The organism is Rhodoferax sp. RT4P68, assembly GCF_056521305.1.
This window is the reverse complement of the sequence record NZ_JBWMBB010000012.1, coordinates 198,847-219,819: the sequence shown is the minus strand read 5'-3', so window position 1 is coordinate 219,819 and position 20,973 is coordinate 198,847. Positions and strand designations below refer to the sequence as shown.

Here is a 20,973-nt window from a genome sequence, read left to right as displayed (position 1 = left end):
TGGGTCAGCGAAAGCAGGCCCAATCGTTGCGTGGCGTCCGTGTGCGCGGCGCTGACAGGGTGGGGTGCCTCCATCGCTGTTCTCGGCAAGCTGCCCGCCGTCCTGGGATCGTTCCCACGGTGGTGCGGACTACGCAGACGCCCACGGCCGAGCATGGAACTTAGCCAACCAAGACCGAGAAAAACCGGCTCTGGGCCGGTCATTGAAAGGAGTGACTGGGCTTTAGTAGCGGCCACCGCCGTAGCCGCCGGTGCCATAGCCGACGTCCGAGCGTGTGCCCGCGCTGTAGCCAGAAGCACTGTAGCCACCGGCGCCGCCGACCGCTTCGCGGGGCCGGGCCAGGTTCACGACGATCGCGCGTCCATCGACAGACACGCCGTTGAGACCGGTGATGGCGGCTTGGGCGAATTCGTCGGTTGACATTTCCACAAAGCCAAAGCCTTTGGAACGGCCGGTTTCGCGGTCCATCATGACCTTGGCCGAAGAGACGCTGCCGAACTCGGCAAAGTTGCTTTCCAGGCTGGCGTCGGTCACGGAATAGGGAAGGTTGCCCACGTAGATTTTCACGCTCATGGAAGGAGTCTTTCTGAATGAAGTGCGCGGCGAATGACGCGCGTTGGAGGCAGAGTGCTGGGTGTGATTCCACAGCAACTGTCAAGGATTGACGGGGCCTGCAGTCGCAGCGCATCAGTCCGTAGGTGCCGTCGTGCGCAGCTAGCTTGAGGTCGCCGCATCAAGTGGGCAACGTCGCGCCGTGCCAGGATATTTCAGCCACGGGCTCCGGTCACTGTTGCGATCACCCTGTGAACGAGCAACCGAGGGGGGCGCGGTCGCGGCGGTCGGTGAGTGTGCCGCGGTCGGAATGACAGGCATCATATCATCGATATGGGGGGCCATTTCTGACGACCGCCACCGGCCGCAGGCCGAGGCTGCCGTTCGACCTCCCGTGGCCGCTATGACCGGCTGGTGATGGCCAGCTCGCATTCGCACGGGACTGCCGGCTGCAGGCGTCTTCAGAATCGAGTGGCGAGTGTGGGGGACCAGATGTCGAGGCCTCGGGGCCCACGACCCGGGGCGGACACGCGAGTCCATCGCCAGCGAGACGGCCAGTGGGGCAACTTGGTGCGTGACGCAAGGTCAGGGCGGGGGGCGGTCAGGGTGTGCAGCGCCTCGAGGCGCCTGAGGTTCACGGGCAGCTGTCGCGCGAGAAGGTGGGTTGACGCTGCTCCGGCGGCGGGTCGTGCACGCTCACCTACCTCGACCGACTGCGCGGCTGGCCGCGCGCGAACTGCGCAGCAGCTCGGCCGCCCCCACGCGCAAGGGCGTGTCGATCAGCCCGGACGTCGTGTCCATCCTGCCCCCTTGGGCAGCTTCCAGGCGTGCCTGGGCATCCGCGTCAATGGACCGAAATCACGGGGGCTGAAGGCGCGGGGCTACGCCGTCATCGCCTGTTGACGCGCCGGCACGGCATAGCTCAGCGGCGCCAGCGCGGTCTGGATGCGCCCCAACTGCGCCGCGCTGACCAGCCTGCCCAGCACCTGCAGGAAGCGCGGCTCCAGCGCGCCGGAGACGATGTACTGCCAGCGGTAGGCCTTGAGCACCACGCTGTTCACCTGCTCGACGCGCACACCATCCTGCGCCATGCCGCTGACTTCCATGAAGAACGCTGCGTCGGCTTTGGCCTGCGCCTGCAGGATGGCGTCGACGCCGCCGACCAGCAAGATCAGGTCGTCCACGGCCGCATCGCGCTCAGCGTCGGAGGACAGCTTGGCGTCCTCACGCTCCCACTCCAGCTCGTCGATGATCGCGTGCTGGGACTCCTCCCTCCAGTGGAACAAGAACACGTCCTTGAACAGCGGCGACAGGTCGCTGGCCAATCCAATGCTGGCGCGGTAGTGCGCCTGCGAAAACAGCTCGATGTGGCAGGTCAACGCCAGCACTGCCCAGGTGCACTTGCCCAGCACGAACGCGGCCACGTCGTTGGGCGAGATGTCGAAGCGGTAGCCGGCCGGCATGTCGCTGCCCACCAGGAGCTCGATGCGGCGGAACAGCTCCTGGTGCTTGAGCTCCTCGTCAGTGAAGCGCACGATGGCTTCCAGTGCGGTCTGGTCGCCCAGCCAGTGGTCGCGGCTCACCTCCAGCATCTTGGCGCCGATGAACCGCTCGACCAGGCCGAACATGTTGGCGTAGGTGCGGCCCTGGACCTGGCTCAGGAAGCGGCGCTCTGCCGGGCTCAGGAACGGCAGCTCATCGGCCAGCGACAGCCCGTCCGGCAGGAAGGTGTGGGCCAGGTCGAAGCGGCGGCTGCGGATCACGTCGCGTTCGATGTCCCAGCGGATGCGCTTGGAGACTTCGATGGTCTTGGCGTAGCGCGGAATGTCCAGGGTCGCGGAGCTGGTGGGCATGGTGTTTCCTTTCGGCTTGGATCCGTCTTGTCGACGTGTCCCAAGAATCCATCGGTGCGGGCGCTGGCGCATGGGGCGCTTGTCCCATGCGCCGCAGCGGGGCAGGGCGCTGGTGTCCAGGCATGGGACGCACGGCCCAGGCGCGAGACAATCGTGCATGCCCGCTGCCCAGAGTCCGCCGCCGCCGCCGCGCCAGAGCCTGCGCTTTTGCATCGCGGCCGACGGCACGCGCATCGCGATGGCGTCGATCGGCTCCGGCCCGCCGCTGCTGCGTGCCGCGCACTGGCTGAGCCATGTCGAGCACGATCTGCACAGCCCCGTCTGGCGCCCCTGGCTGGCCGAGCTCGCGCGCGACCACCAGTACATCCGCTACGACCAGCGCGGCTGCGGCCTGTCCGACAGCGCGGTGGCCGACTTCTCGCTCGACGCCTGGGTCGGCGACCTGGAGGCCGTGGTCGACAGCCTGGGGCTGCGCCGCTTTCCGCTGATCGGCATGTCGCAGGGCGGCGCGGTGGCGATGGCCTATGCGCAACGCCACCCCGACAAGGTATCGCACCTGGTCCTGCACGGCGCCTACGCCCGCGGCGCGCGGCGGCGTGCCACCAGCGACGCCGAGCTGCTGGAGGCCGAGACGCTGGTCAACCTGATCCGCCTGGGCTGGGGCCGCGACAACGCCGCCTTCCGCCAGGTGTTCACCAACCAGTTCATCCCCGGTGGTACGCCGGCGCAGCACCAGTGGTGGAACGAACTGGAGCGTCTGACCGCAAGCCCCGAGAACGCAGCGCGCACGCTCGATGCGTTCCACCGTATCGACGTGACCGACCTGGCGCGCCAGCTGCAGCTGCCCACACTGGTGCTGCATGCGCGCGGCGATGCGCGCGTGCCGTTCGACGAAGGGCTGCGTCTGGCGGCGCTGATCCCGGGCGCGCGCTTCGTGCCGCTGCACAGCGACAACCATGTGCTGCTGGAGACCGAACCGGCGTGGTCCACCTTCCTGGCCGAACTGCGCGGCTTTCTGGGCGCCGCGCAGGCCGGCGCCACCGTCAGCGCCGTCGATGCGGCGCTGACGCCGGCCGAGCGCGAGGTGTTGCGCCTCGTGGCCCTCGGCCTGGACAACCAGGCCATCGCACAGCAGTTGCAAAAAAGCGAGAAGACGGTGCGCAACCAGATGTCCAGCATCTTCGACAAGCTGGGCGTGCGCACGCGTGCTGAGGCGATCGTGTACGTACGCGACCGGGGGTCTTGACGGCTACCTCTTGAACCGACGTCGTGGCGTTCGCCACGGGCCCCGGCACGGCGCGCGTCAGCGCCCTGGCGCGTCCGCGTCGTTCTTTTTCAGGCGACGGATGTTCATCACCGCAAGGCCCATCTGCAGTCCGACCAGCGTCCACCCTTGCGTGGAGACCCCAGACAACCCAGAGCACGTTGCTGGGCAGGAAAACGTAGAGGCCGTTGGCGCGCCGCCGTTCAGAACTGGACGCTACCAGCCGCGCGACCGCCAGCGACGCCACCATGGCGGGCCATTGCAGGAGGCCGATCAGTTCCTCGCGTCGGCCCCCGCGACGCGCTCGAGCCCGTCGTACAGACCGTCCCCATCCCAAGGCGGCCCGTGCCTGCTTTCTTCGGCGGCGACTCCGGCGCGCGCGCCTTCTCGAAGCGGTGCCAACACGCGGGGAAATGCGCGGCAGTACCCCGGCGCGACTCCGGCCAGCTCGGCAAGGCGGCCATACGTGACCCAGCGCCCCGGTGGAACCTCACGGGAAACCCCCTGCGCACGCTCGCGCCAGTGGTCGCTCAGCAGTGCAGAAGATCTCGCGCCCTGCGCAGGCCGCCACGGCATCGCATCGCCCTGGCCAGCGTGCCGCCGCGCGTCACCCGGGCCAGCAGCCCGCGCTCCCGACCGATGGTCGACGCCTGGCCGGGCCGTACGCGTTCCAGCTTGCCCGCAGGGCTCACACGCGAACATGACCACCATCTCGACCGGGTCGCCCAGGCCGAGGCGGCCGGACGCCAGCGCTGCCAAGTCGCCGTGGAGGAGCAGGTTCTCGTGCAGCGCCATCGGCGCAAGCCGCCACGCGCGATAGGCCCGGCTGGACGCGATCAGCACCTGCCTCGGAGAGCGTTTCGCCGCATGGCAATCACCTTCCAACCCGAAGCCACCAATGGGTCGGACGGATGCGACCCGCTGCAGGCGCACTGGTGCACTACGCGGCGGCCCACGAGAAGATGGCCACCATCGGCGCCGAGCAGAGCCTGGTCATCGACCCGGGTCGCGGACCTTCGACGGGCTGGTGATGCGAGGCATGCGCTTGGCGCAGAAGCAATCGAGTTCCATCAACCGGGGCATGTCCGACGTGCTGCGGCTGGTGGCCCAGGAGATCTCCAAAGACATCGGCATGCCTGACCGGGATTTCGACGCGATCGACCTCGCGCTGCGCACCGGCAAATCGCCGCAGGTCTTCCAGAGGCCCGATGACATCCGCAAGCACCTGCCGCTCGCCGAAAGCGTGGCGCAGCAGGCCGTCTCGACCATGCGCCAGTGGATCGAACCCGGAAAGCCTGCAGAACATCGTTCTGGTGGGCGGCGGCTCCTTGCTGTTCAAGAAAGCGGTCAAGGCGGCGGTCGCGGAGCACCGCAATCACGAGGTCAAGGAGCCGCTGTTCGACAACGTGTGCGCCTTCCAGATCGCAGGACAGACTTTGCCGCCGGCGCGGTGGCGGCCTGCCCCCGCAGCACGGGAGAAGCGGGCCCATGGTTTCGACAGTCGGCTACACGCCCAGGGGGCCGGACACAGACCGCATGCCTGGGGCCTGCGGATTTCGGTCGACGTGTCCACGTCGGCGGCAACGCGGCCTGGTGCAGCTGGGCGCGTGATCTGGTCGGTGCCCTGACATTCAGAACGCCTAGGGTCGCCCCGAAATGAAATTGGCCCATAGCTCCATCAGATGCCGCCGCTTGTCGAACAGGTCGCCGCGGCGATAGGCTTCTTCGGTCTCATCGCCGATGGCGTGGGCAAGCGCCATCTCGCGCACTTCTGGGGGCGTGCTGGTGCGCTCCGCGCACCAGTCCGAAAACGTGCTGCGAAAACCGTGCGGCACGGCACTCAACTTGAACCGACGCATCACCGCAGTCAGCGACATGTCGGAAAGGGGCATCCGACCCGACGCGCCAGGGAAGATGAGGTCCACGTCGTGGCTTCGTGGGCGGTCGCGTAGCAGGCAAACGGCATCGCGGGACAACGGGACACGGTGTGCCCGCCCGGACTTCATGTGCTGCTTGGGAATGGTCCAGATCCCTTTGTCCAAGCTGACCTCGCTCCATGTGGCCATGCGCACACTGCCGGTACGACTGGCGGTCAGGATGCTGAACTCCAGGGCTCTGGCGCTGGCACCGGCGGCACCACGCAGGCGGCGCATGAACCCCGGCATGCCGTCGATCGGCAAAGCTTCGAAATGCACGCGTTCGTTGACCTTCGATGGTTTCGGCAGCGCGCCGTCCAGGTTGCCACGCCAGCGCGCAGGGTTCAGTCCCTCCGGGCGGTACCCACGCTGCATGGCATAGGCCAGCACCAACTCGACGCGGCTGCGCACCCGGACCATCGTCTCGTTCTTGGTGGACCAGCACGGCTCGATGACGTCCAGCACATCGGACTTGGTGACGTCCCGCACATGCTTGGCGCCGATCTTCGGATAGACGTAGGCGGCGAGTGTGTTCTTCCACTGGCTCAGGTGCTTGGCGTTCTTCCAGCCTGCCTTGTGCGCCTCGATGTAGGCCTCGGCGCTGCGCTGGAACGTCCACGCCATGACTGCCCGCTTTGTGCGACGCTCGGCCAGGGGGTCAACGCCTGTGCGGATCTTGTTCAACGATTCACGCGCACGTTGGGTGGCCTGGGCCAGGGTCACGGCCGGGTAGCCGCCCAGCCCAAGTTCAGCGCGCCGGGTGCCTATCGTGGTGCGCAGGATCCACGACTTGGCGCCAGAATTCTTGACCTGCAGGCGCAGGCCGGCGACCGTCCCGACAGGATGCAATCCAGGTGTGATGAGCCGCTTGATCTCGATGGCGCTGAGTGGTTTGGCATGTACGGGCATCGCAGACCCCCCATAGGACCCCCCATAAAAGTGTGCGCTTGGATGAGGCGACATGCAACCGGCATTTGCTTGGGAATAGCCTAAAAAAAGAAAAAGCCCTGTAGAAACAATGTTCTACAGGGCTTTCTTGAGACTTGCTGAGCCTTGATGAAATGCTCAGAAATGTGATTTTGGCGGAGCAGGCGGGATTCGAACCCGCGGTGGGCTATTAACCCACACACGCTTTCCAGGCGTGCGACTTAAACCACTCATCCACCGCTCCGCGAAGCCCGCGAGTATATCAGCGTCAGGTCGACGCGCTGCGCTGTGGCCAGGCGTGGCGCTGCAGGTCTTCGAGCAGCACGAATTCCAGCGCGCTGATGTGCGTCGACTCCAGCACCACGTGGGGCGCGCAGCCGGCTTCATGCGCCTCTTTCCACCGGTTCGCGCACAGGCACCAGCGGTCGCCGGGTTCGAGGCCGGCGAAGCGCAGGTCAGGGCGCGGCGTCGTCAGATCGTTGCCACGGCGCCGCGAGAAGGCCAGGAACTCGGCCGTGACACGCGCGCACACGACGTGGGTGCCGCCGTCGGTCTCGTCCGTGCGGCAGCAGCCGTCGCGAAAGTAACCAGTGAGCGGCGCATAGGAGCATGGCACCAGCTCGGAGCCCAGCACGTTGTGGTCCATGACGCCGTCCTCCATCGATCAGGCCCGGGGCAGCTGCACCATCTTCATGGCCGAGGCAATCAGTGCGGCCGTGTCCGTCATGTTGCTCGGCACGATCAGCGTCGTGTTGGCGTCGGCCGCGACCTTGGCATAGGCGTCCACCGCACGTTCCGCCACCTTGAGCTGCACCGCCTCGGCGCCGCCGGGCTGGCGGATGGCGGCCGCCACGCGCTCGATGGCCTGGGCCGTGGCTTCGGCCACGGCGGTCAGGGCTGCGGCCTCGCCCTGGGCTTCGTTGATGGCGGCCTGCTTCTCGCCTTCGGAGCGCGCGATGAAGGCCTCGCGCTCGCCGGTGGCGATGTTGATCTGTTCCTGGCGCCGGCCTTCGGAGGCGGCAATCAGCGCGCGCTTTTCACGCTCGGCCGTGATCTGCGCCTGCATGGCGTGCAGGATCTCCTTGGGCGGTGTCAGGTCCTTGATCTCGTAGCGCAACACCTTGACGCCCCAGTTCAGCGCGGCCTCGTCGATGGCCGCGACGATCTGCGCGTTGATGATGTCGCGCTCCTCGAAGGTCTTGTCCAGCTCCAGCTTGCCGATGACGCTGCGCAGCGACGTCTGCGCCAGTTGCGTGACGGCCATGATGTAGTTGGACGAGCCGTAGCTGGCGCGCATCGGGTCGGTGACCTGGAAGTACAGGATGCCGTCCACCTGCAGCTGCGTGTTGTCGCGCGTGATGCAGACCTGGCTGGGCACGTCCAGCGGGATCTCCTTCAGGTTGTGCTTGTAGGCCACCTTGTCGATGAAAGGGATCAGGAAGTTCAGGCCCGGTGTGAGGATGCCGTGGTACTTGCCCAGGCGCTCCACCACCCAGGCGTTCTGTTGCGGCACAACCTTGACCGACCGCGAGACGAACACCACCGCGATCACCAGCAGCACGAGCGCAATTTCCATCCTGACCTCCGTTTGATTTGTTGTGAAGACGCGCCCGGCTGCTCAGGCCTTGTCGACCATCAAGCGGTTGCCGACCACCGCCACCACCCGGTGCAGGCCGGCCTGCGGTGGCGAGGAGCCGTGCTGGACCGCGGTCCAGCGGGCGCCTCGGTAGTGTACGGAGGCGGTTCCGTCGGCATTCCACTGCTCCACTGACAAAGTCTCGCCAATGTCCAGATTCATGTCGGCGTTGGCCCGGGACGCAGCATCCGACTGGCGGCCGCGCAGCGCATACCAGAGTGCGACCCCACCGCCGCCGACCAGTGCGGCCGTCACGATCTGCCCTGTCATCGCCAGGCCGAAGCTGGCCGCCAGGGCGGCGGCGGCGGCGGCGATGGCCAGCATCAGCAGGTAGAAGGTGCCGGTGACCAGTTCCAGCACGACGCAGGTGCCGGCCAACAGCCACCAGAAGGTCGAGTCCGCGATGCCCATGCCCATGCCCCTTGCGTTGATCCGCGTTGATTGTGGGACAAAAGCAGCGGCCGCCAAACGCTCTGTCATCCAATGTCCTTACACTTCGCGCCTGTCGTTTTTCACCACGCCCCGATGGGCCGGAGTCCCGCATGAAGTTTCGTTTTCCCATCGTCATCATCGACGAGGATTTCCGCTCCGAGAACACGTCGGGTCTCGGCATTCGTGCGCTGGCCCAGGCCATCGAGAGCGAAGGGCTGGAAGTGCTGGGCGTCACCAGCTATGGCGACCTATCGCAGTTCGCGCAGCAGCAGAGCCGGGCAAGTGCCTTCATCCTGTCGATCGACGACGAAGAGTTCTCGCCCGGACCGGATCTCGATCCAGCCGTGCTGAACCTGCGCAAGTTCATCGAAGAGGTGCGGCGCAAGAACCTGGAAGTGCCGATCTACGTCTATGGCGAGACCAAGACGTCGCGCCACATTCCGAACGACATCCTGCGTGAGCTGCACGGCTTCATCCACATGTTCGAGGACACGCCGGAGTTCGTGGCTCGCCACATCATCCGCGAAGCCAGGAGCTATCTGGAAAGCGTGCAGCCGCCGTTCTTCAAGGCGCTGCTCGATTACGCCGAGGATGGCTCGTACTCGTGGCACTGCCCCGGTCACTCTGGGGGTGTGGCCTTTCTGAAAAGCCCGGTCGGCCAGATGTTCCACCAGTTCTTCGGCGAGAACATGCTGCGAGCAGACGTCTGCAACGCGGTCGAGGAGCTGGGCCAGCTTCTCGACCACACCGGCCCGGTGGCCGACAGCGAGCGCAACGCGGCGCGCATCTTCAACGCGGACCACTGCTTCTTCGTGACCAACGGCACCAGCACCTCGAACAAGATGGTCTGGCACCACACGGTGGCGCCGGGCGATGTGGTGGTGGTGGACCGCAACTGCCACAAGTCCATCCTGCACGCCATCATCATGACCGGCTCGATCCCCGTGTTCATGAAGCCGACGCGCAACCACTTCGGCATCATCGGGCCGATCCCGCAAAGCGAGTTCGAGCCCGAAGCGATCAAGGCCAAGATCCGCGCCAACCCGCTGCTGGCGGGCGTGAATGCGGACACGGTGAAGCCGCGCGTGATGACGGTGACGCAGTCGACCTACGACGGCGTGCTCTACAACACCGAGACCATCAAGGGCATGCTGGACGGCTACGTCGACACGCTGCACTTCGACGAGGCCTGGCTGCCGCATGCGGCCTTCCACCCGTTCTATGGTGCCTACCACGCCATGGGCAAGCGCCGCGCGCGGCCCAAGGAAGCGCTGGTGTTTGCCACGCAGTCCACGCACAAGCTCCTGGCCGGCATCAGCCAGGCCAGCCATGTGCTGGTGCAGGATTCGCAGAACCGCAAGCTGGACCGCCACCTGTTCAACGAGGCGTTCCTGATGCACACCTCGACCAGCCCGCAGTACGCCATCATCGCCAGCTGCGACGTGGCGGCCGCCATGATGGAGCCGCCCGGCGGCACGGCGCTGGTGGAAGAGAGCATCCTGGAGGCGCTGGACTTTCGCCGCGCCATGCGCAAGGTGCAGGAGGAGTTCGGCCCCGACGAATGGTGGTTCACGGTCTGGGGGCCGGAGCATCTGGTCGATGAGGGCATCGGCCGCGCGGACGACTGGATCATCAAGGGCGACGAGCGCACTGCCAAGTGGCATGGCTTCGGCGAGTTGGCCGACGGCTTCAACATGCTGGACCCGATCAAGTCGACCGTGGTGACGCCTGGCCTGGACCTGGACGGCAAGTTCGCCGACGAGGGCATCCCGGCCAGCATCGTCACCAAGTACCTGGCCGAGCACGGCATCATCGTGGAGAAGACGGGGCTCTACAGCTTCTTCATCATGTTCACGATCGGCATCACCAAGGGCCGTTGGAACACCATGCTGGCCGCGCTGCAGCAGTTCAAGGACGACTACGCGAAGAACCAGCCGATGTGGCGCATCCTTCCGGAGTTCTGCCAGCAGTACAAGCGCTACGAACGCATGGGCCTGCGCGACCTGTGCCAGCACGTGCACACGCTGTACGCCAAGTACGACATCGCGCGGCTGACGACGGAGATGTACCTGTCGGACCTGACGCCCGCGATGAAGCCCAGCGACGCCTATGCCCACATCGCGCACCGCAAGACCCAGCGCGTGCCGATCGACGAGCTGGAAGGGCGCATCACCACGAGTCTGGTGACGCCGTACCCGCCGGGCATCCCGCTGCTGATTCCGGGCGAGGTCTTCAACAAGAAGATCGTCGATTACCTGAAGTTCTCGCGCGAGTTCAACGTGCTGTGCCCGGGCTTTGAGACCGACATCCACGGCCTGGTGGAAACCGCGGACGAGAACGGCAAAATCAGCTACTTTGCCGACTGCGTGGCCGATGGCACGCCCATGCCCGAATCCGAAGTCGTCTCGCAGATCGAGGACTTTGTGCAGGTCGGCAGCAGCGGGCCGTACGGCCGCACGATCTGACGTTTGTCAGGGCGCTTCGCGTACACGCACGAAGCGCGCAAAGCGCGGCACGCCGCTCTCGTTGAGCCCGTTGTAGCGGTAGGTGACCAGGCTGCCGATGGGTGGCGGGGCGGCGCGCTGGGCGTCGCTGAAGCCGCTGCCCACTCGGAAGCGCAGGCCCTCGCCGGTCTCCACAAGCAGCGCCCCCATGCGGCCGGCGTGCTTGCCTTTGCCGGCAATGTGCGCGATGACGCGCGCCTCGGCGTCGTCATGCGGCTTGAACTTCAGAAGATCGTCATTGCGCTCGCTGCGGTAAGGGGATGTGCCCCGGTGCAGCATCAGGCCTTCACCGCCTGCGCGCACGGTGCTGTCCAGTTGCGCCTGCAGCGCCGCATGCGTAGTGGCGCGCTGTTGCGGCACGGGCACGACCCAGGGCGCGGCGGCGAGCGGGAGCAGCCGGCGCAGTGCGGCCAAGCGCTGGTCGAAGTCGCCAGGCTCGGCCGGCAGATCGAACACCATGAAGCGCAGCGCGCGCCAGGCCGTTTCGCTCGGCGTCTGGCTGCGCACGGTGGACAGCGCTTGCTCGAAGCGGCCACGCCCGGCCCACAGTTCGCCATCCAGCGGTTGGTCGGGCAGCGGTGCCGTGAACCAGGCCGGCGGCACGATGGCTTCGCCGCCACGCGTCCACAGCTGGCGCCCGTCCCAGTAGCCACGCACGCCGTCGTACTTTTCGCTGACCCAATAGTCCGCAAGCGGCATCCCGCGCCGGTAGACGTTGGCCAGCATCAGCTTGGGCGCTGCGGCGCGCGCTGGCGCAATGGCTGCCAGCAGCGCCGCCAACAGGATGGAGCGCCGCTGCAGCATGGTGGTCAGCCGGTTACTCTTCGAGCCCGCCGACGACCTGGCTGAACCCGCCGTCGACATAGGTGATCTCGGCCGTCACGCCGCCGGCCAGGTCGGACAGCAGGAAGGCCGCGACGTTGCCGACGTCTTCGATCGTCACGTTGCGCCGGATCGGCGAGACCGCAGCCACGGCCGGCAGCAGTTTGCCAAAGCCCTTGATGCCGCTGGCGGCCAGCGTCTTGATGGGGCCGGCACTCACGCCGTTGACGCGTATGCCCTTGGGGCCGAGCGCGCCGGCCAAGTAGCGCACCGACGCTTCGAGCGATGCCTTGGCCAGGCCCATGGTGTTGTAGTTGGGCACGGTGCGCACGGCGCCCAGGTAGGTCAGCGTGATCAGCGCGGACTTGTCGTTGAGGTAGGGCAGGGCGGCCTTGGCCATGGCCGGAAAGCTGTAGGCGCTGATGTCGTGCGCGATGCGGAAGGACTCGCGCGACAGGCCTTCGAGGAAGTCGCCGGCAATGGCCTCGCGCGGCGCAAAGCCGATGCTGTGCACGAAGCCATCGATCTTTGGCCAGGTCTGCGCCAGGTCGGTGAACAGCTTTTCGATCTGCGCGTCGTCGCCCACGTCACAGTCGAAGATCAGCTTGGAATCGAAGTCGGCGGCGAACTCGGTGATGCGGTCCTTGAAGCGCTCGCCCACGTAGCTGAAGGCCAACTCGGCGCCCTGCGCGTGGCAGGCTTTGGCGATGCCGTAGGCGATGGAGCGGTTGCTCAGGACGCCCGTGATCAGCAGCTTCTTGCCGGTAAGAAAACCCATGGTGTCGTGTCTCGCGCGGCTGTGTGAAGTCCGCGCCTTGCTGCTCCGAGCCGATCACGAAGCGGCGGAACACACCCATCTGAACAGGGCTTGCTCCGAAGGCGCTGGAGGATTGATGCAGAATTGTCGCATGCGGATTTTGTGTTGTTGGCTGGTCCTGCTGGTGATGTCACCGGCTTGGGCCGCCCACGCATACGCCCAGTTCGGCGACATCAAGTACGGCCCGGACTTCACCCACTTCGCCTACGTGAACCCGAATGCCCCCAAGGGAGGCGAGATCCGCATGGTGCCGCCGACGCGGCCGACGAACTTCGACAAGTTCAACCCGTTCACGTTGAAGGGCACGGCGCCGTACGGGATGGGTGGGCTCGTGTTCGAAAGCCTGCTCACCGGCAACCTGGAGGAGGCGACCACGGCCTACGGGCTGCTGGCAGAAGACGTGAGCGTGGCGCCGGACAAGCTCTCGGCCACCTTCCGCCTGAACCCCAAGGCACGCTTTCACGATGGCTCACCGGTGCTGGCGGCTGACGTCGTGCACTCGTTCGAGACGCTGATCGGCAAGCTGGCAGCGCCCCAGTTCCGCAGCATCTACGCCGAAGTGCGCAGCGCACGCGTACTGGACGAGCGCACCGTGCGTTTCGACTTCAAGACCCCCAACCCGGAGCTGCCGCTGGTGGTGGGTGGCATGGCGGTGTTCGGCCGGCAGTGGGGCGCGGGCAAGCCGTTCGACCAGATCACGACGGAGGTGCCGATCGCGTCGGGGCCTTACAAGATTGCCAACCCGCGGCTGGGGCGTGACATCACCTACGAGCGCGATCCCGACTACTGGGGCGCGCAGCTGCCGGTGCGGCGCGGGCACTACAACTTCGAGCGCGTCACCTACAAGATCTACTTGGACGACACCTCGCGCTTCGAAGGATTGAAGGCCGGCGAGTACGACTTCATGCGCGAGTTCACCTCGCGCAACTGGGCGCGCCAGTACTACGGCAAGGTCTTCGAGCGCGGCGAGGTGGTCAAGCGCGCGTTTCCGAACCGCAACCCCGGCGACTTCCAAGGCTACGTGATCAACGTGCGCAAGGACAAGTTCAAGGATGTGCGCGTGCGCCAGGCGCTGGCACTGGCCTACGACTTCGAATGGCTGAACCGCCAGCTGTTCTACAACCTGTACCAGCGCGTGAACGGCTACTTTCCGAACAGCGAGTTCCAGGCCGAAGGCTTGCCCAAGGCCGATGAGCTGGCGGTGATGGAACCGTTGCGTGCCCAACTGCGGGCCGAGGTGTTCGGCCCCGCGCTGCTGTCCGCCAGCACGGCCCCGCCCGCCAGCCTGCGCGAGAACCTGCGCAAGGCGCGCGCACTGCTGGCCGAAGCGGGCTGGACCTACCGCGACGGCGCGCTGCGCAACGCGCAAGGCGAGGCGTTCACCATCGAGTTCCTCAACGACCAGCCGTCCCTGATCCGCGTGGCCACGCCCTACCAGTCGGCGCTGCGCAAGCTGGGCATCGCGCTCAGTTTTCGGACGGTGGATTTCTCGCTGTCGCAGCAGCGCATGGACACTTTCGACTTCGAGATGACCTCGGTGCGGCTGCCGGGCAGCGCGGCGCCGGGGGGTGAGCTGCTGGAGCGCTTCGGCTCGGAGGCGGCAGCCACGAATGGCTCGTCCAACATCTGGGGCATCAGCGACCCGGCGATCGATGCCGTGGTGCGCAAGGTGGTCGGCGCCACCACGCGGCCCGAGTTGGCCACCGCCATGCGCGTGCTGGACCGCTTGCTGTCGCACGGCCACTATTCGGTGCCCCAGTACTACGGCAGTGCGTTCCTGATCGGCTATCGGCCGCAGCGCTTTGTGCTGCCGGATGTGATTCCGCCGTACTACGACGCCGGTACCTGGGCCGCCGCCACGTGGTGGGCGTCTGCGTCGAATAAGTAGCACGACACCATGGCCGCCTACATCCTCAAACGCCTGCTGCTCATGGTGCCCACGCTGTTCGGCGTGCTGCTGCTGACCTTTGCGGTGATCCAGTTCGTGCCGGGCGGGCCGGTCGAGCAGATGGTGGCGCAGTTGCAAGGGCGTGATTCGGGCGGCGAGGGGGCCGCTGCCAGTGGCGCCGGCTACCGTGGCCGCCAGGGGCTCGACCCGCAGCGCGTGGAGGAAATTCGCACGCTCTACGGCTTCGACAAGCCGGCGCACGAGCGCTTCTGGCTGATGCTGAAGTCGTTTGCCAAGCTGGACCTCGGCCAGAGCTTCTACCAGCGCAAGGCCGTGTGGGAACTGGTCAAGGAGAAGTTGCCCGTGTCCATCAGCCTGGGGCTGTGGACCTTCTTCATCAGCTACCTGATCGCCGTGCCGCTGGGCGTGGCCAAGGCGGTGCGGGCGGGCTCGCGCTTCGATTTTCTGACGACGCTGATCGTGCTGGTCGGCTACGCGATTCCGGGGTTCGTGCTGGGTGTGGCGCTGCTGGTGATCTTCGGCGGGCAACTGCAGTGGTTTCCGCTGCGCGGGTTGACATCGTCGAACTGGGAGCAGCTGAGCTGGGGCGCGCGCATCGTCGACTACCTGTGGCACATCACGCTGCCGGTCACGGCCATGGTGCTCGGCAGCTTTGCGGTGACGGCCATGTTGACCAAGAACTCGTTCCTCGAAGAGATCCGCAAGCAGTACGTGTTGACAGCGAGGGCCAAGGGCCTGGACGAGCGCAAGGTGCTGTGGAAGCACGTGTTCCGCAACGCGCTGATTCCCATCATCACGGGCTTTCCGGCGGCGTTCATCGGCGCCTTCTTCACGGGGTCTCTGCTGATCGAGACGCTGTTTTCGCTCGATGGGGTGGGGCTGCTCAGCTATGAGAGCGTGATCCGGCGCGACTACCCGGTGGTGCTCGGAACGCTCTACCTGTTCACGCTGATCGGCCTCGTGACCAAGCTGATTTCGGACCTGTGTTACGTGTGGGTCGACCCACGGGTCAGGTTCGACTGATGACGGACATCGCTCCTCTCGCCGCCCATCTCTCGCCCGGCCGCCGCGCCTGGCAGCGCTTCCGACGCAACCGCCTGGGCTTCTGGAGTCTGGTCATCTTCAGCACGCTGGTGGTGCTGAGCCTGTTCGCCGAGGTGCTGTCCACCGACAAGCCGCTGGTCGTGCACTACGAGGGCCAGACCTATTTCCCCGTGCTGCGCGACTATTCGGAGAAGACCTTCGGTGGCGATTTCGAGACGCCGGCCGACTACCTGGACCCGTTCATCCGCGAGCGCATCACGCAGGGCGGCAACTGGGCCGTCTATGCGCCGAACCCGTATGGGCCGCGCACGTTGAACTACTTCGCGACCTCGCCCAACCCGGCTGCGCCCTCGTCGGAGAACTACTTCGGCACGGACGACCGCGGGCGCGACCTGCTGGCACTGCTGATCTACGGCTTCCGCGTCAGCGTGTTGTTCGCCCTGGCGCTCACGGCCATCGGCGTGGTGCTGGGCGTGGTGGCCGGCGCCATCCAGGGCTATGCCGGTGGGCGCACGGACCTGGTGTTCCAGCGGCTGATCGAGATCTGGGGCTCCATGCCCGAGCTGTACCTGCTCATCATCTTCAGCGCCATCTTCGCGCCCAGCGTGGCGTTGCTGCTGGTGCTGCTGTCGCTGTTCGGGTGGATGGGCCTGTCGGACTACGTGCGGGCCGAGTTCCTGCGCAACCGGCAGATGGACTATGTGCGGGCCGCGCGCGCTCTCGGCGTGTCCAACCTGCAGATCATGTGGCGCCACATCCTGCCCAACAGCATGGTGCCGGTGGTGACCTTCCTGCCGTTTCGCATGAGCGCGGCCATCCTGGCGCTGACATCGCTTGACTTTCTGGGCCTCGGCGTGCCGCCGGGCACACCGTCGCTTGGCGAGCTGCTGAACCAGGGCAAGGCCAACATCGATGCCTGGTGGATTTCCATGTCCACCTTCGGCGTGTTGATGGTCACGCTGCTGTTGCTGACCTTCATGGGCGATGCGCTGCGCGACGCGCTGGATCCGCGCAAGGCCGACAAATGAACCAGGCGGAACACGGCTTGCTGCTGGACGTCAAGCAACTGCGCGTGGCCTTCGGCGCCACCGTGGTCGTGCACGGCGCCGACTTCACGATCTCGCCGGGCGAAAAGCTGGCGCTGGTGGGCGAATCGGGTTCCGGCAAGACGGTGACTGCGCTCAGCCTGCTGCGCCTGGTGGCCGACGCCACTGTCAGCGGCCAGCAGTTGTTCCAGAGCCGCCAAGGCTGGGTCGACCTGGCGACGCTGCCGCTGCGCGAACTGCGTGCCATCCGTGGGCAGGAGATCGCGATGATCTTCCAGGAGCCGATGACGGCTCTGAACCCGCTGTTTCCGGTCGGTGAGCAGATCGCCGAGGTCTTGCAGCTCAAGCAGGGCCTGTTGCGCGGCGAAGCCTGGTCGCAGGCGGTACGCCTGCTTGGCGATACCGGCATCCCCGAGCCCGAGCGCCGGGCGGCTTCCTATCCGCACCAGCTGTCCGGCGGGCAGCGCCAGCGCGCCATGATCGCCATGGCCCTGGCGTGCAAGCCGGCGCTGCTGCTGGCCGACGAGCCCACCACCGCGCTGGACGTGACGCTGCGTGCGCAGATCCTCGAACTGCTGGCCGATCTGCAGCGCAAGAACGGCATGGCAGTGCTGCTGATCACGCACGACCTGAACCTGGTGCGCAGCTTCGCCGACCGCGTGGCGGTCATGGAGGCCGGCCACATCGTGGAGCAGGGCCGTGTGGTCGACGTATTCGAACGACCGCGCCATGCTTACACCCGCCGACTGATCGACAGCCGGCCGGGCCGTGACGTTCCGGCCGTCGTGCCCGACAGTCCTGTGCTGATGCAAGGTCACGGCGTGCGCGTCTCCTACCCGGTGCCGATCGCCGGCATGCGGGGCTGGTTCCGCCGAGGGTCTTTCGTTGCCGTGCAGAACGCCGATTTCCAGGTGCCGGCAGGGCAGACGCTGGGTGTGATCGGCGAATCGGGCTCGGGCAAGTCGACGCTGGCGCTGGCAGCGCTGGGCCTGCTGCCGTTCGAGGGCGGGTTGGACGTGACCGGCGGCCACTGGAGCGCTGACCGGCAAGCCAACCTGGCGCTGCGCCGTGCCGTGCAGGTGGTGTTTCAGGACCCGTTCTCCTCGCTGTCGCCGCGGATGACCGTGGAAGACATCGTGGGCGAGGGCTTGCGCGTGCATGCACCGGGCCTGAGCGTCGACCAGCGGCGCCAGCGGGTGCTGCAGACGCTGGCCAGCGTGGGCATCACGCCCGAACGCTACCCCGCGCTGCTGCAGCGCTATCCGCACGAGTTCTCGGGCGGGCAGCGCCAGCGTCTGGCGATCGCCCGGGCGCTGATCGTCGAGCCGCGCCTGCTGGTGCTGGACGAGCCTACCAGCGCGCTGGACGTGACGATCCAGAAGCAGGTGCTGCAACTGCTGCAGTCTCTGCAGCGCGAACGCGGCCTGGCCTACCTGTTGATCACCCACGATGTCGATGTGGTGCGCGCCATGGCGCACCGGGTCATCGTCATGAAAGACGGAGCCGTCGTCGAATCCGGCACGGTCGACGACATCCTGGAAGCGCCGAGCCATCCCTACACGCGCCGCCTCGTCGAAGCGGCCGCGCGGTGACGGCGCCGCATACGTTCAGGGGCGTGTGAAACCAAGGCAATAAGCCTCGATCTGCGCTACAATCGCTGCTTCACGACCAAACGGGCGGGTATTTACCGCCCGTTTTTTTTGGTCGAACGCTTTTGAGGATTCGGCAAGTTTGAAGGAGAGCCGTGGCGCTGCAGGACCTGGTGGACAAGACCGTGCAAGGTCTGGGGTACGAGTTGGTGGACATCGAGCGCTCCGCTGGCGGGTTGCTGCGCATCACGATCGACCATCCCTGGGTGCCGGGCACCGACCAGTTCATCACGGTCGAGGACTGCGAAAAGGTCACGCGCCAGCTGCAGTTCGGCCTGGAAGTCGAGGGCGTGGAGTACCAGCGCCTGGAGGTGTCGTCGCCCGGCATCGACCGGCCGTTGCGCCGCGAATCGGATTTCGAACGCTTTGTCGGTCAACTGGTCGATTTGACGCTGAAGGCGCCGCTGGGCGCGGCCGCAGCTGGCCAGGTGCATGCCAGCCGCAAGAAATTTCGCGGCACGCTGGCGCGTGTTGCGCCGGTCGAGCCCGGTGGTCCTGCCCAGTGGCAGCTGCTGTGGATCGAGGAGCCGCCCGCGCCCAAGCCCGGGCAGACGCCTACCGTCAAGCCGGGCCGCAAGGTCAGCAAGAACAGCGTGCCGCCGCCGGTCAACGTGCTGGGCTTTGCGCTGGACGAGTTGCGCGACGCGCGCCTGGCGCCCGTGGTGAACTTCAAGGGCCGGGGGGGCACTGGCGCCGAGTCGGACTGACGGGGTGGCGGGCCCGGTGTTCGGCGCCCAGGTTTTTTGGTGTGGATGCAAGCAGGAGATTCGTGACATGAATCGCGAAATGTTGATGTTGGTCGACGCGATCTCGCGTGAGAAGAACGTGGAGCGCGATGTCGTGTTCGGCGCGGTCGAGGCTGCGCTGGCCCAGGCCACGAAAAAGCTCTACCAGGGCGAGGTGGACATTCGTGTCGCCGTCGACCGCGACAGCGGCGACTACGAGACCTTCCGCCGCTGGTTGGTCGTGCCCGATGCGGCCGGCCTGCAGAACCCCGAGGCCGAGGAGCTGTTCACCGACGTCAAGGAGGACATCTCCGACATCGAGGAAGGCGACTTCATCGAAAAGCCGGTCGATTCCGTGCCGATCGGCCGCATCGGTGCCATGGCCGCCAAGCAGGTGATCCTGCAGAAAATCCGCGACGCCGAGCGCGAGATGCTGCTGAACGACTTCATGTCGCGCGGCGACAAGATCTTCGTCGGCACCGTCAAGCGCATGGACAAGGGCGACATCATCGTGGAGAGCGGCCGCGTCGAAGGCCGGCTGCGCCGCAGCGAGATGATCCCCAAGGAAAACCTGCGCACCGGCGACCGCGTGCGGGCCATGATCATGGAGGTGGACCTGACGCTGCGCGGCGCGCCCATCATCCTGTCGCGCTCCGCGCCCGAGTACATGATCGAACTGTTCCGCCAGGAAGTGCCCGAGATCGAGCAGGGCCTGCTGGAGATCAAGTCCTGCGCCCGCGACCCTGGCTCGCGCGCCAAGATCGCGGTGCTCTCGCATGACAAGCGCGTCGACCCGATCGGCACCTGCGTCGGCGTGCGCGGCACGCGTGTGAACGGCGTCACCAACGAGTTGGCCGGCGAGCGGGTGGATATCGTGCTGTGGAGCGAAGACCCGGCGCAGTTCGTGATCGGTGCACTGGCGCCGGCCAACGTGTCTTCCATCGTCGTCGACGAGGAGCGTCATGCCATGGATGTGGTGGTGGACGAGGAAAACCTCGCCATCGCGATCGGCCGCGGTGGCCAGAACGTGCGCCTGGCGTCCGAGCTGACCGGCTGGAAGATCAACATCATGGACGCGGCCGAGTCGGCGCAGAAGCAGGCCGACGAGACGGATTCCAGCCGCAAGCTGTTCATGGAAAAGCTCGACGTCGACGAAGAAATCGCCGACATCCTGATCTCCGAGGGGTTCACCAGCCTGGAAGAAGTGGCCTATGTGCCGCTGCAGGAAATGCTGGAGATCGAAAGCTTCGACGAGGACACCGTCAACGAGTTGCGGTCGCGCGCCAAGGATGCGCTGTTGACCATGGAAATTGCCAGAGAAGAAGGCGTGGATGGGGTTTCGCAGGACTTGCGCGACCTGGACGGTCTGGAGGCCGACCTCATTGCCAAGCTGCAGGCGAACGGGGTGAACACCCGCGACGATTTGGCCGATCTGGCCGTCGATGAACTCACCGAAATTACCGGCCAGTCTGCGGACGAGGCCACGGCCCTGATCATGAAGGCGCGCGAACACTGGTTTGCCAGTGACGCCGCTTCTCAAGAGTAATGGTCATGAAAGGTCGCACTACACATGTCCACCACTACCGTCGCTGAATTCGCCACCGAACTGAAGAAGCCCGCCGAAACCTTGCTCGAGCAGCTCAAGGGTGCGGGTGTCGCCAAGAACTCTTCCTCCGATGTCCTGTCGGAGTCGGACAAGCAAAAGCTCCTGAGCTACCTGCAGGCCAGCCATGGCACGCTGTCGGCCGAGCGCAAGAAGATCACGTTGGTCAAGAAGTCGACCACCGAGATCAAGCAGGCCGATGCCTCCGGCCGCGCCCGCACCATCCAGGTGGAAGTGCGCAAGAAGCGCACGTTCATCAAGCGCGATGACGCGT

General features: G+C 66.1%; 17 protein-coding genes, 1 tRNA gene and 1 pseudogene. 10 read left to right on the top strand and 9 right to left on the bottom strand.

Features of this window, described 5'->3' with window-relative positions; translation table 11 throughout:
- Nucleotides 1-222: 222 nt before the first annotated feature.
- Both AC099J_RS23855 and AC099J_RS23850 read right to left on the bottom strand, forming a co-directional pair.
- Nucleotides 223-573 carry an RNA recognition motif domain-containing protein gene (locus AC099J_RS23855; RefSeq protein ID WP_479617781.1) on the bottom strand — a complete coding sequence of 117 codons (351 nt, stop codon included), beginning with the start codon at nt 571-573 and terminating at the stop codon, nt 223-225.
- 860 nt (nt 574-1,433) lie between these two features.
- Entirely contained in the window at nt 1,434-2,405 is a 972-nt protein-coding gene (locus AC099J_RS23850; protein WP_479617780.1) for a hypothetical protein, read from the bottom strand.
- A gap of 157 nt (nt 2,406-2,562) precedes the next feature.
- On the opposite strand from AC099J_RS23850, the gene AC099J_RS23845 reads away from it, so the two are divergent.
- Together AC099J_RS23845 and AC099J_RS23840 are read left to right on the top strand one after the other, a co-directional pair.
- Nucleotides 2,563-3,651 carry an alpha/beta fold hydrolase gene (locus AC099J_RS23845; protein ID WP_479617779.1) on the top strand — a complete coding sequence of 363 codons (1,089 nt, stop codon included), beginning with the start codon at nt 2,563-2,565 and terminating at the stop codon, nt 3,649-3,651.
- Between the two features lie 1,048 nt (nt 3,652-4,699).
- Nucleotides 4,700-5,329, top strand: coding sequence for a hypothetical protein (locus tag AC099J_RS23840; RefSeq protein ID WP_479617778.1), 630 nt, complete (start codon nt 4,700-4,702; stop codon nt 5,327-5,329).
- Here AC099J_RS23840 and AC099J_RS23835 read toward each other — a convergent pair.
- The 5 genes from AC099J_RS23835 to AC099J_RS23815 form a co-directional block, all read right to left on the bottom strand.
- Nucleotides 5,310-6,494 carry a tyrosine-type recombinase/integrase gene (locus AC099J_RS23835; RefSeq protein ID WP_479617777.1) on the bottom strand — a complete coding sequence of 395 codons (1,185 nt, stop codon included), beginning with the start codon at nt 6,492-6,494 and terminating at the stop codon, nt 5,310-5,312. The two genes, AC099J_RS23840 and AC099J_RS23835, sit on opposite strands and share 20 nt — an antisense overlap.
- A gap of 171 nt (nt 6,495-6,665) precedes the next feature.
- A tRNA-Ser gene (locus AC099J_RS23830) sits at nt 6,666-6,756 on the bottom strand.
- Between the two features lie 24 nt (nt 6,757-6,780).
- Nucleotides 6,781-7,158, bottom strand: a complete 378-nt coding sequence (locus AC099J_RS23825) for a DUF2237 family protein (protein WP_479617776.1) — start codon at nt 7,156-7,158, stop codon at nt 6,781-6,783.
- Nucleotides 7,159-7,176: 18 nt separating this feature from the next.
- A complete protein-coding gene (locus AC099J_RS23820) occupies nt 7,177-8,088 on the bottom strand; it encodes an SPFH domain-containing protein (RefSeq protein WP_479617775.1) in 912 nt (303 codons plus the stop codon).
- Between the two features lie 42 nt (nt 8,089-8,130).
- The gene (locus AC099J_RS23815; RefSeq protein WP_479617774.1) at nt 8,131-8,559 is read right to left on the bottom strand and encodes an NfeD family protein; all 429 of its coding nucleotides are present in this window, start codon (nt 8,557-8,559) and stop codon (nt 8,131-8,133) included.
- Nucleotides 8,560-8,690: 131 nt separating this feature from the next.
- Here AC099J_RS23815 and AC099J_RS23810 point away from each other — a divergent pair, with 131 nt between their 5' ends.
- Nucleotides 8,691-11,045, top strand: a complete 2,355-nt coding sequence (locus tag AC099J_RS23810; RefSeq protein ID WP_479617773.1) for an Orn/Lys/Arg family decarboxylase — start codon at nt 8,691-8,693, stop codon at nt 11,043-11,045.
- A 6-nt stretch (nt 11,046-11,051) separates the two neighbouring features.
- Here the strand turns inward: AC099J_RS23810 and AC099J_RS23805 are convergent, their stop codons facing one another.
- Together AC099J_RS23805 and fabI are read right to left on the bottom strand one after the other, a co-directional pair.
- Entirely contained in the window at nt 11,052-11,888 is an 837-nt protein-coding gene (locus tag AC099J_RS23805; RefSeq protein WP_479617772.1) for a DNA ligase, read from the bottom strand.
- A gap of 13 nt (nt 11,889-11,901) precedes the next feature.
- Nucleotides 11,902-12,684: an enoyl-ACP reductase FabI gene (gene fabI / locus AC099J_RS23800; protein WP_479617771.1), complete on the bottom strand. Its 783-nt coding sequence runs from the start codon at nt 12,682-12,684 to the stop codon at nt 11,902-11,904.
- Between the two features lie 166 nt (nt 12,685-12,850).
- Here fabI and AC099J_RS23795 point away from each other — a divergent pair, with 166 nt between their 5' ends.
- The 7 genes and pseudogenes from AC099J_RS23795 to AC099J_RS23765 all read left to right on the top strand — a co-directional run.
- Nucleotides 12,851-14,611, top strand: a complete 1,761-nt coding sequence (locus tag AC099J_RS23795) for an extracellular solute-binding protein (RefSeq protein ID WP_479617770.1) — start codon at nt 12,851-12,853, stop codon at nt 14,609-14,611.
- Between the two features lie 9 nt (nt 14,612-14,620).
- Nucleotides 14,621-15,655, top strand: a complete 1,035-nt coding sequence (locus tag AC099J_RS23790; RefSeq protein WP_479617769.1) for a microcin C ABC transporter permease YejB — start codon at nt 14,621-14,623, stop codon at nt 15,653-15,655.
- The gene (locus tag AC099J_RS23785; RefSeq protein WP_479617768.1) at nt 15,655-16,704 is read left to right on the top strand and encodes an ABC transporter permease; all 1,050 of its coding nucleotides are present in this window, start codon (nt 15,655-15,657) and stop codon (nt 16,702-16,704) included. Before AC099J_RS23790 ends, AC099J_RS23785 begins: the two co-directional genes overlap by 1 nt.
- Nucleotides 16,701-18,314, top strand: a complete 1,614-nt coding sequence (locus AC099J_RS23780) for an ABC transporter ATP-binding protein (protein WP_479617767.1) — start codon at nt 16,701-16,703, stop codon at nt 18,312-18,314. Before AC099J_RS23785 ends, AC099J_RS23780 begins: the two co-directional genes overlap by 4 nt.
- A gap of 152 nt (nt 18,315-18,466) precedes the next feature.
- Nucleotides 18,467-19,078, top strand: coding sequence for an LSm family protein (locus tag AC099J_RS23775; protein ID WP_479617766.1), 612 nt, complete (start codon nt 18,467-18,469; stop codon nt 19,076-19,078).
- 67 nt (nt 19,079-19,145) lie between these two features.
- A complete protein-coding gene (gene nusA / locus AC099J_RS23770; RefSeq protein ID WP_479617765.1) occupies nt 19,146-20,642 on the top strand; it encodes a transcription termination factor NusA in 1,497 nt (498 codons plus the stop codon).
- A gap of 24 nt (nt 20,643-20,666) precedes the next feature.
- A pseudogene (locus tag AC099J_RS23765) lies at nt 20,667-20,973 on the top strand (translation initiation factor IF-2 associated domain-containing protein); the annotation flags it as partial.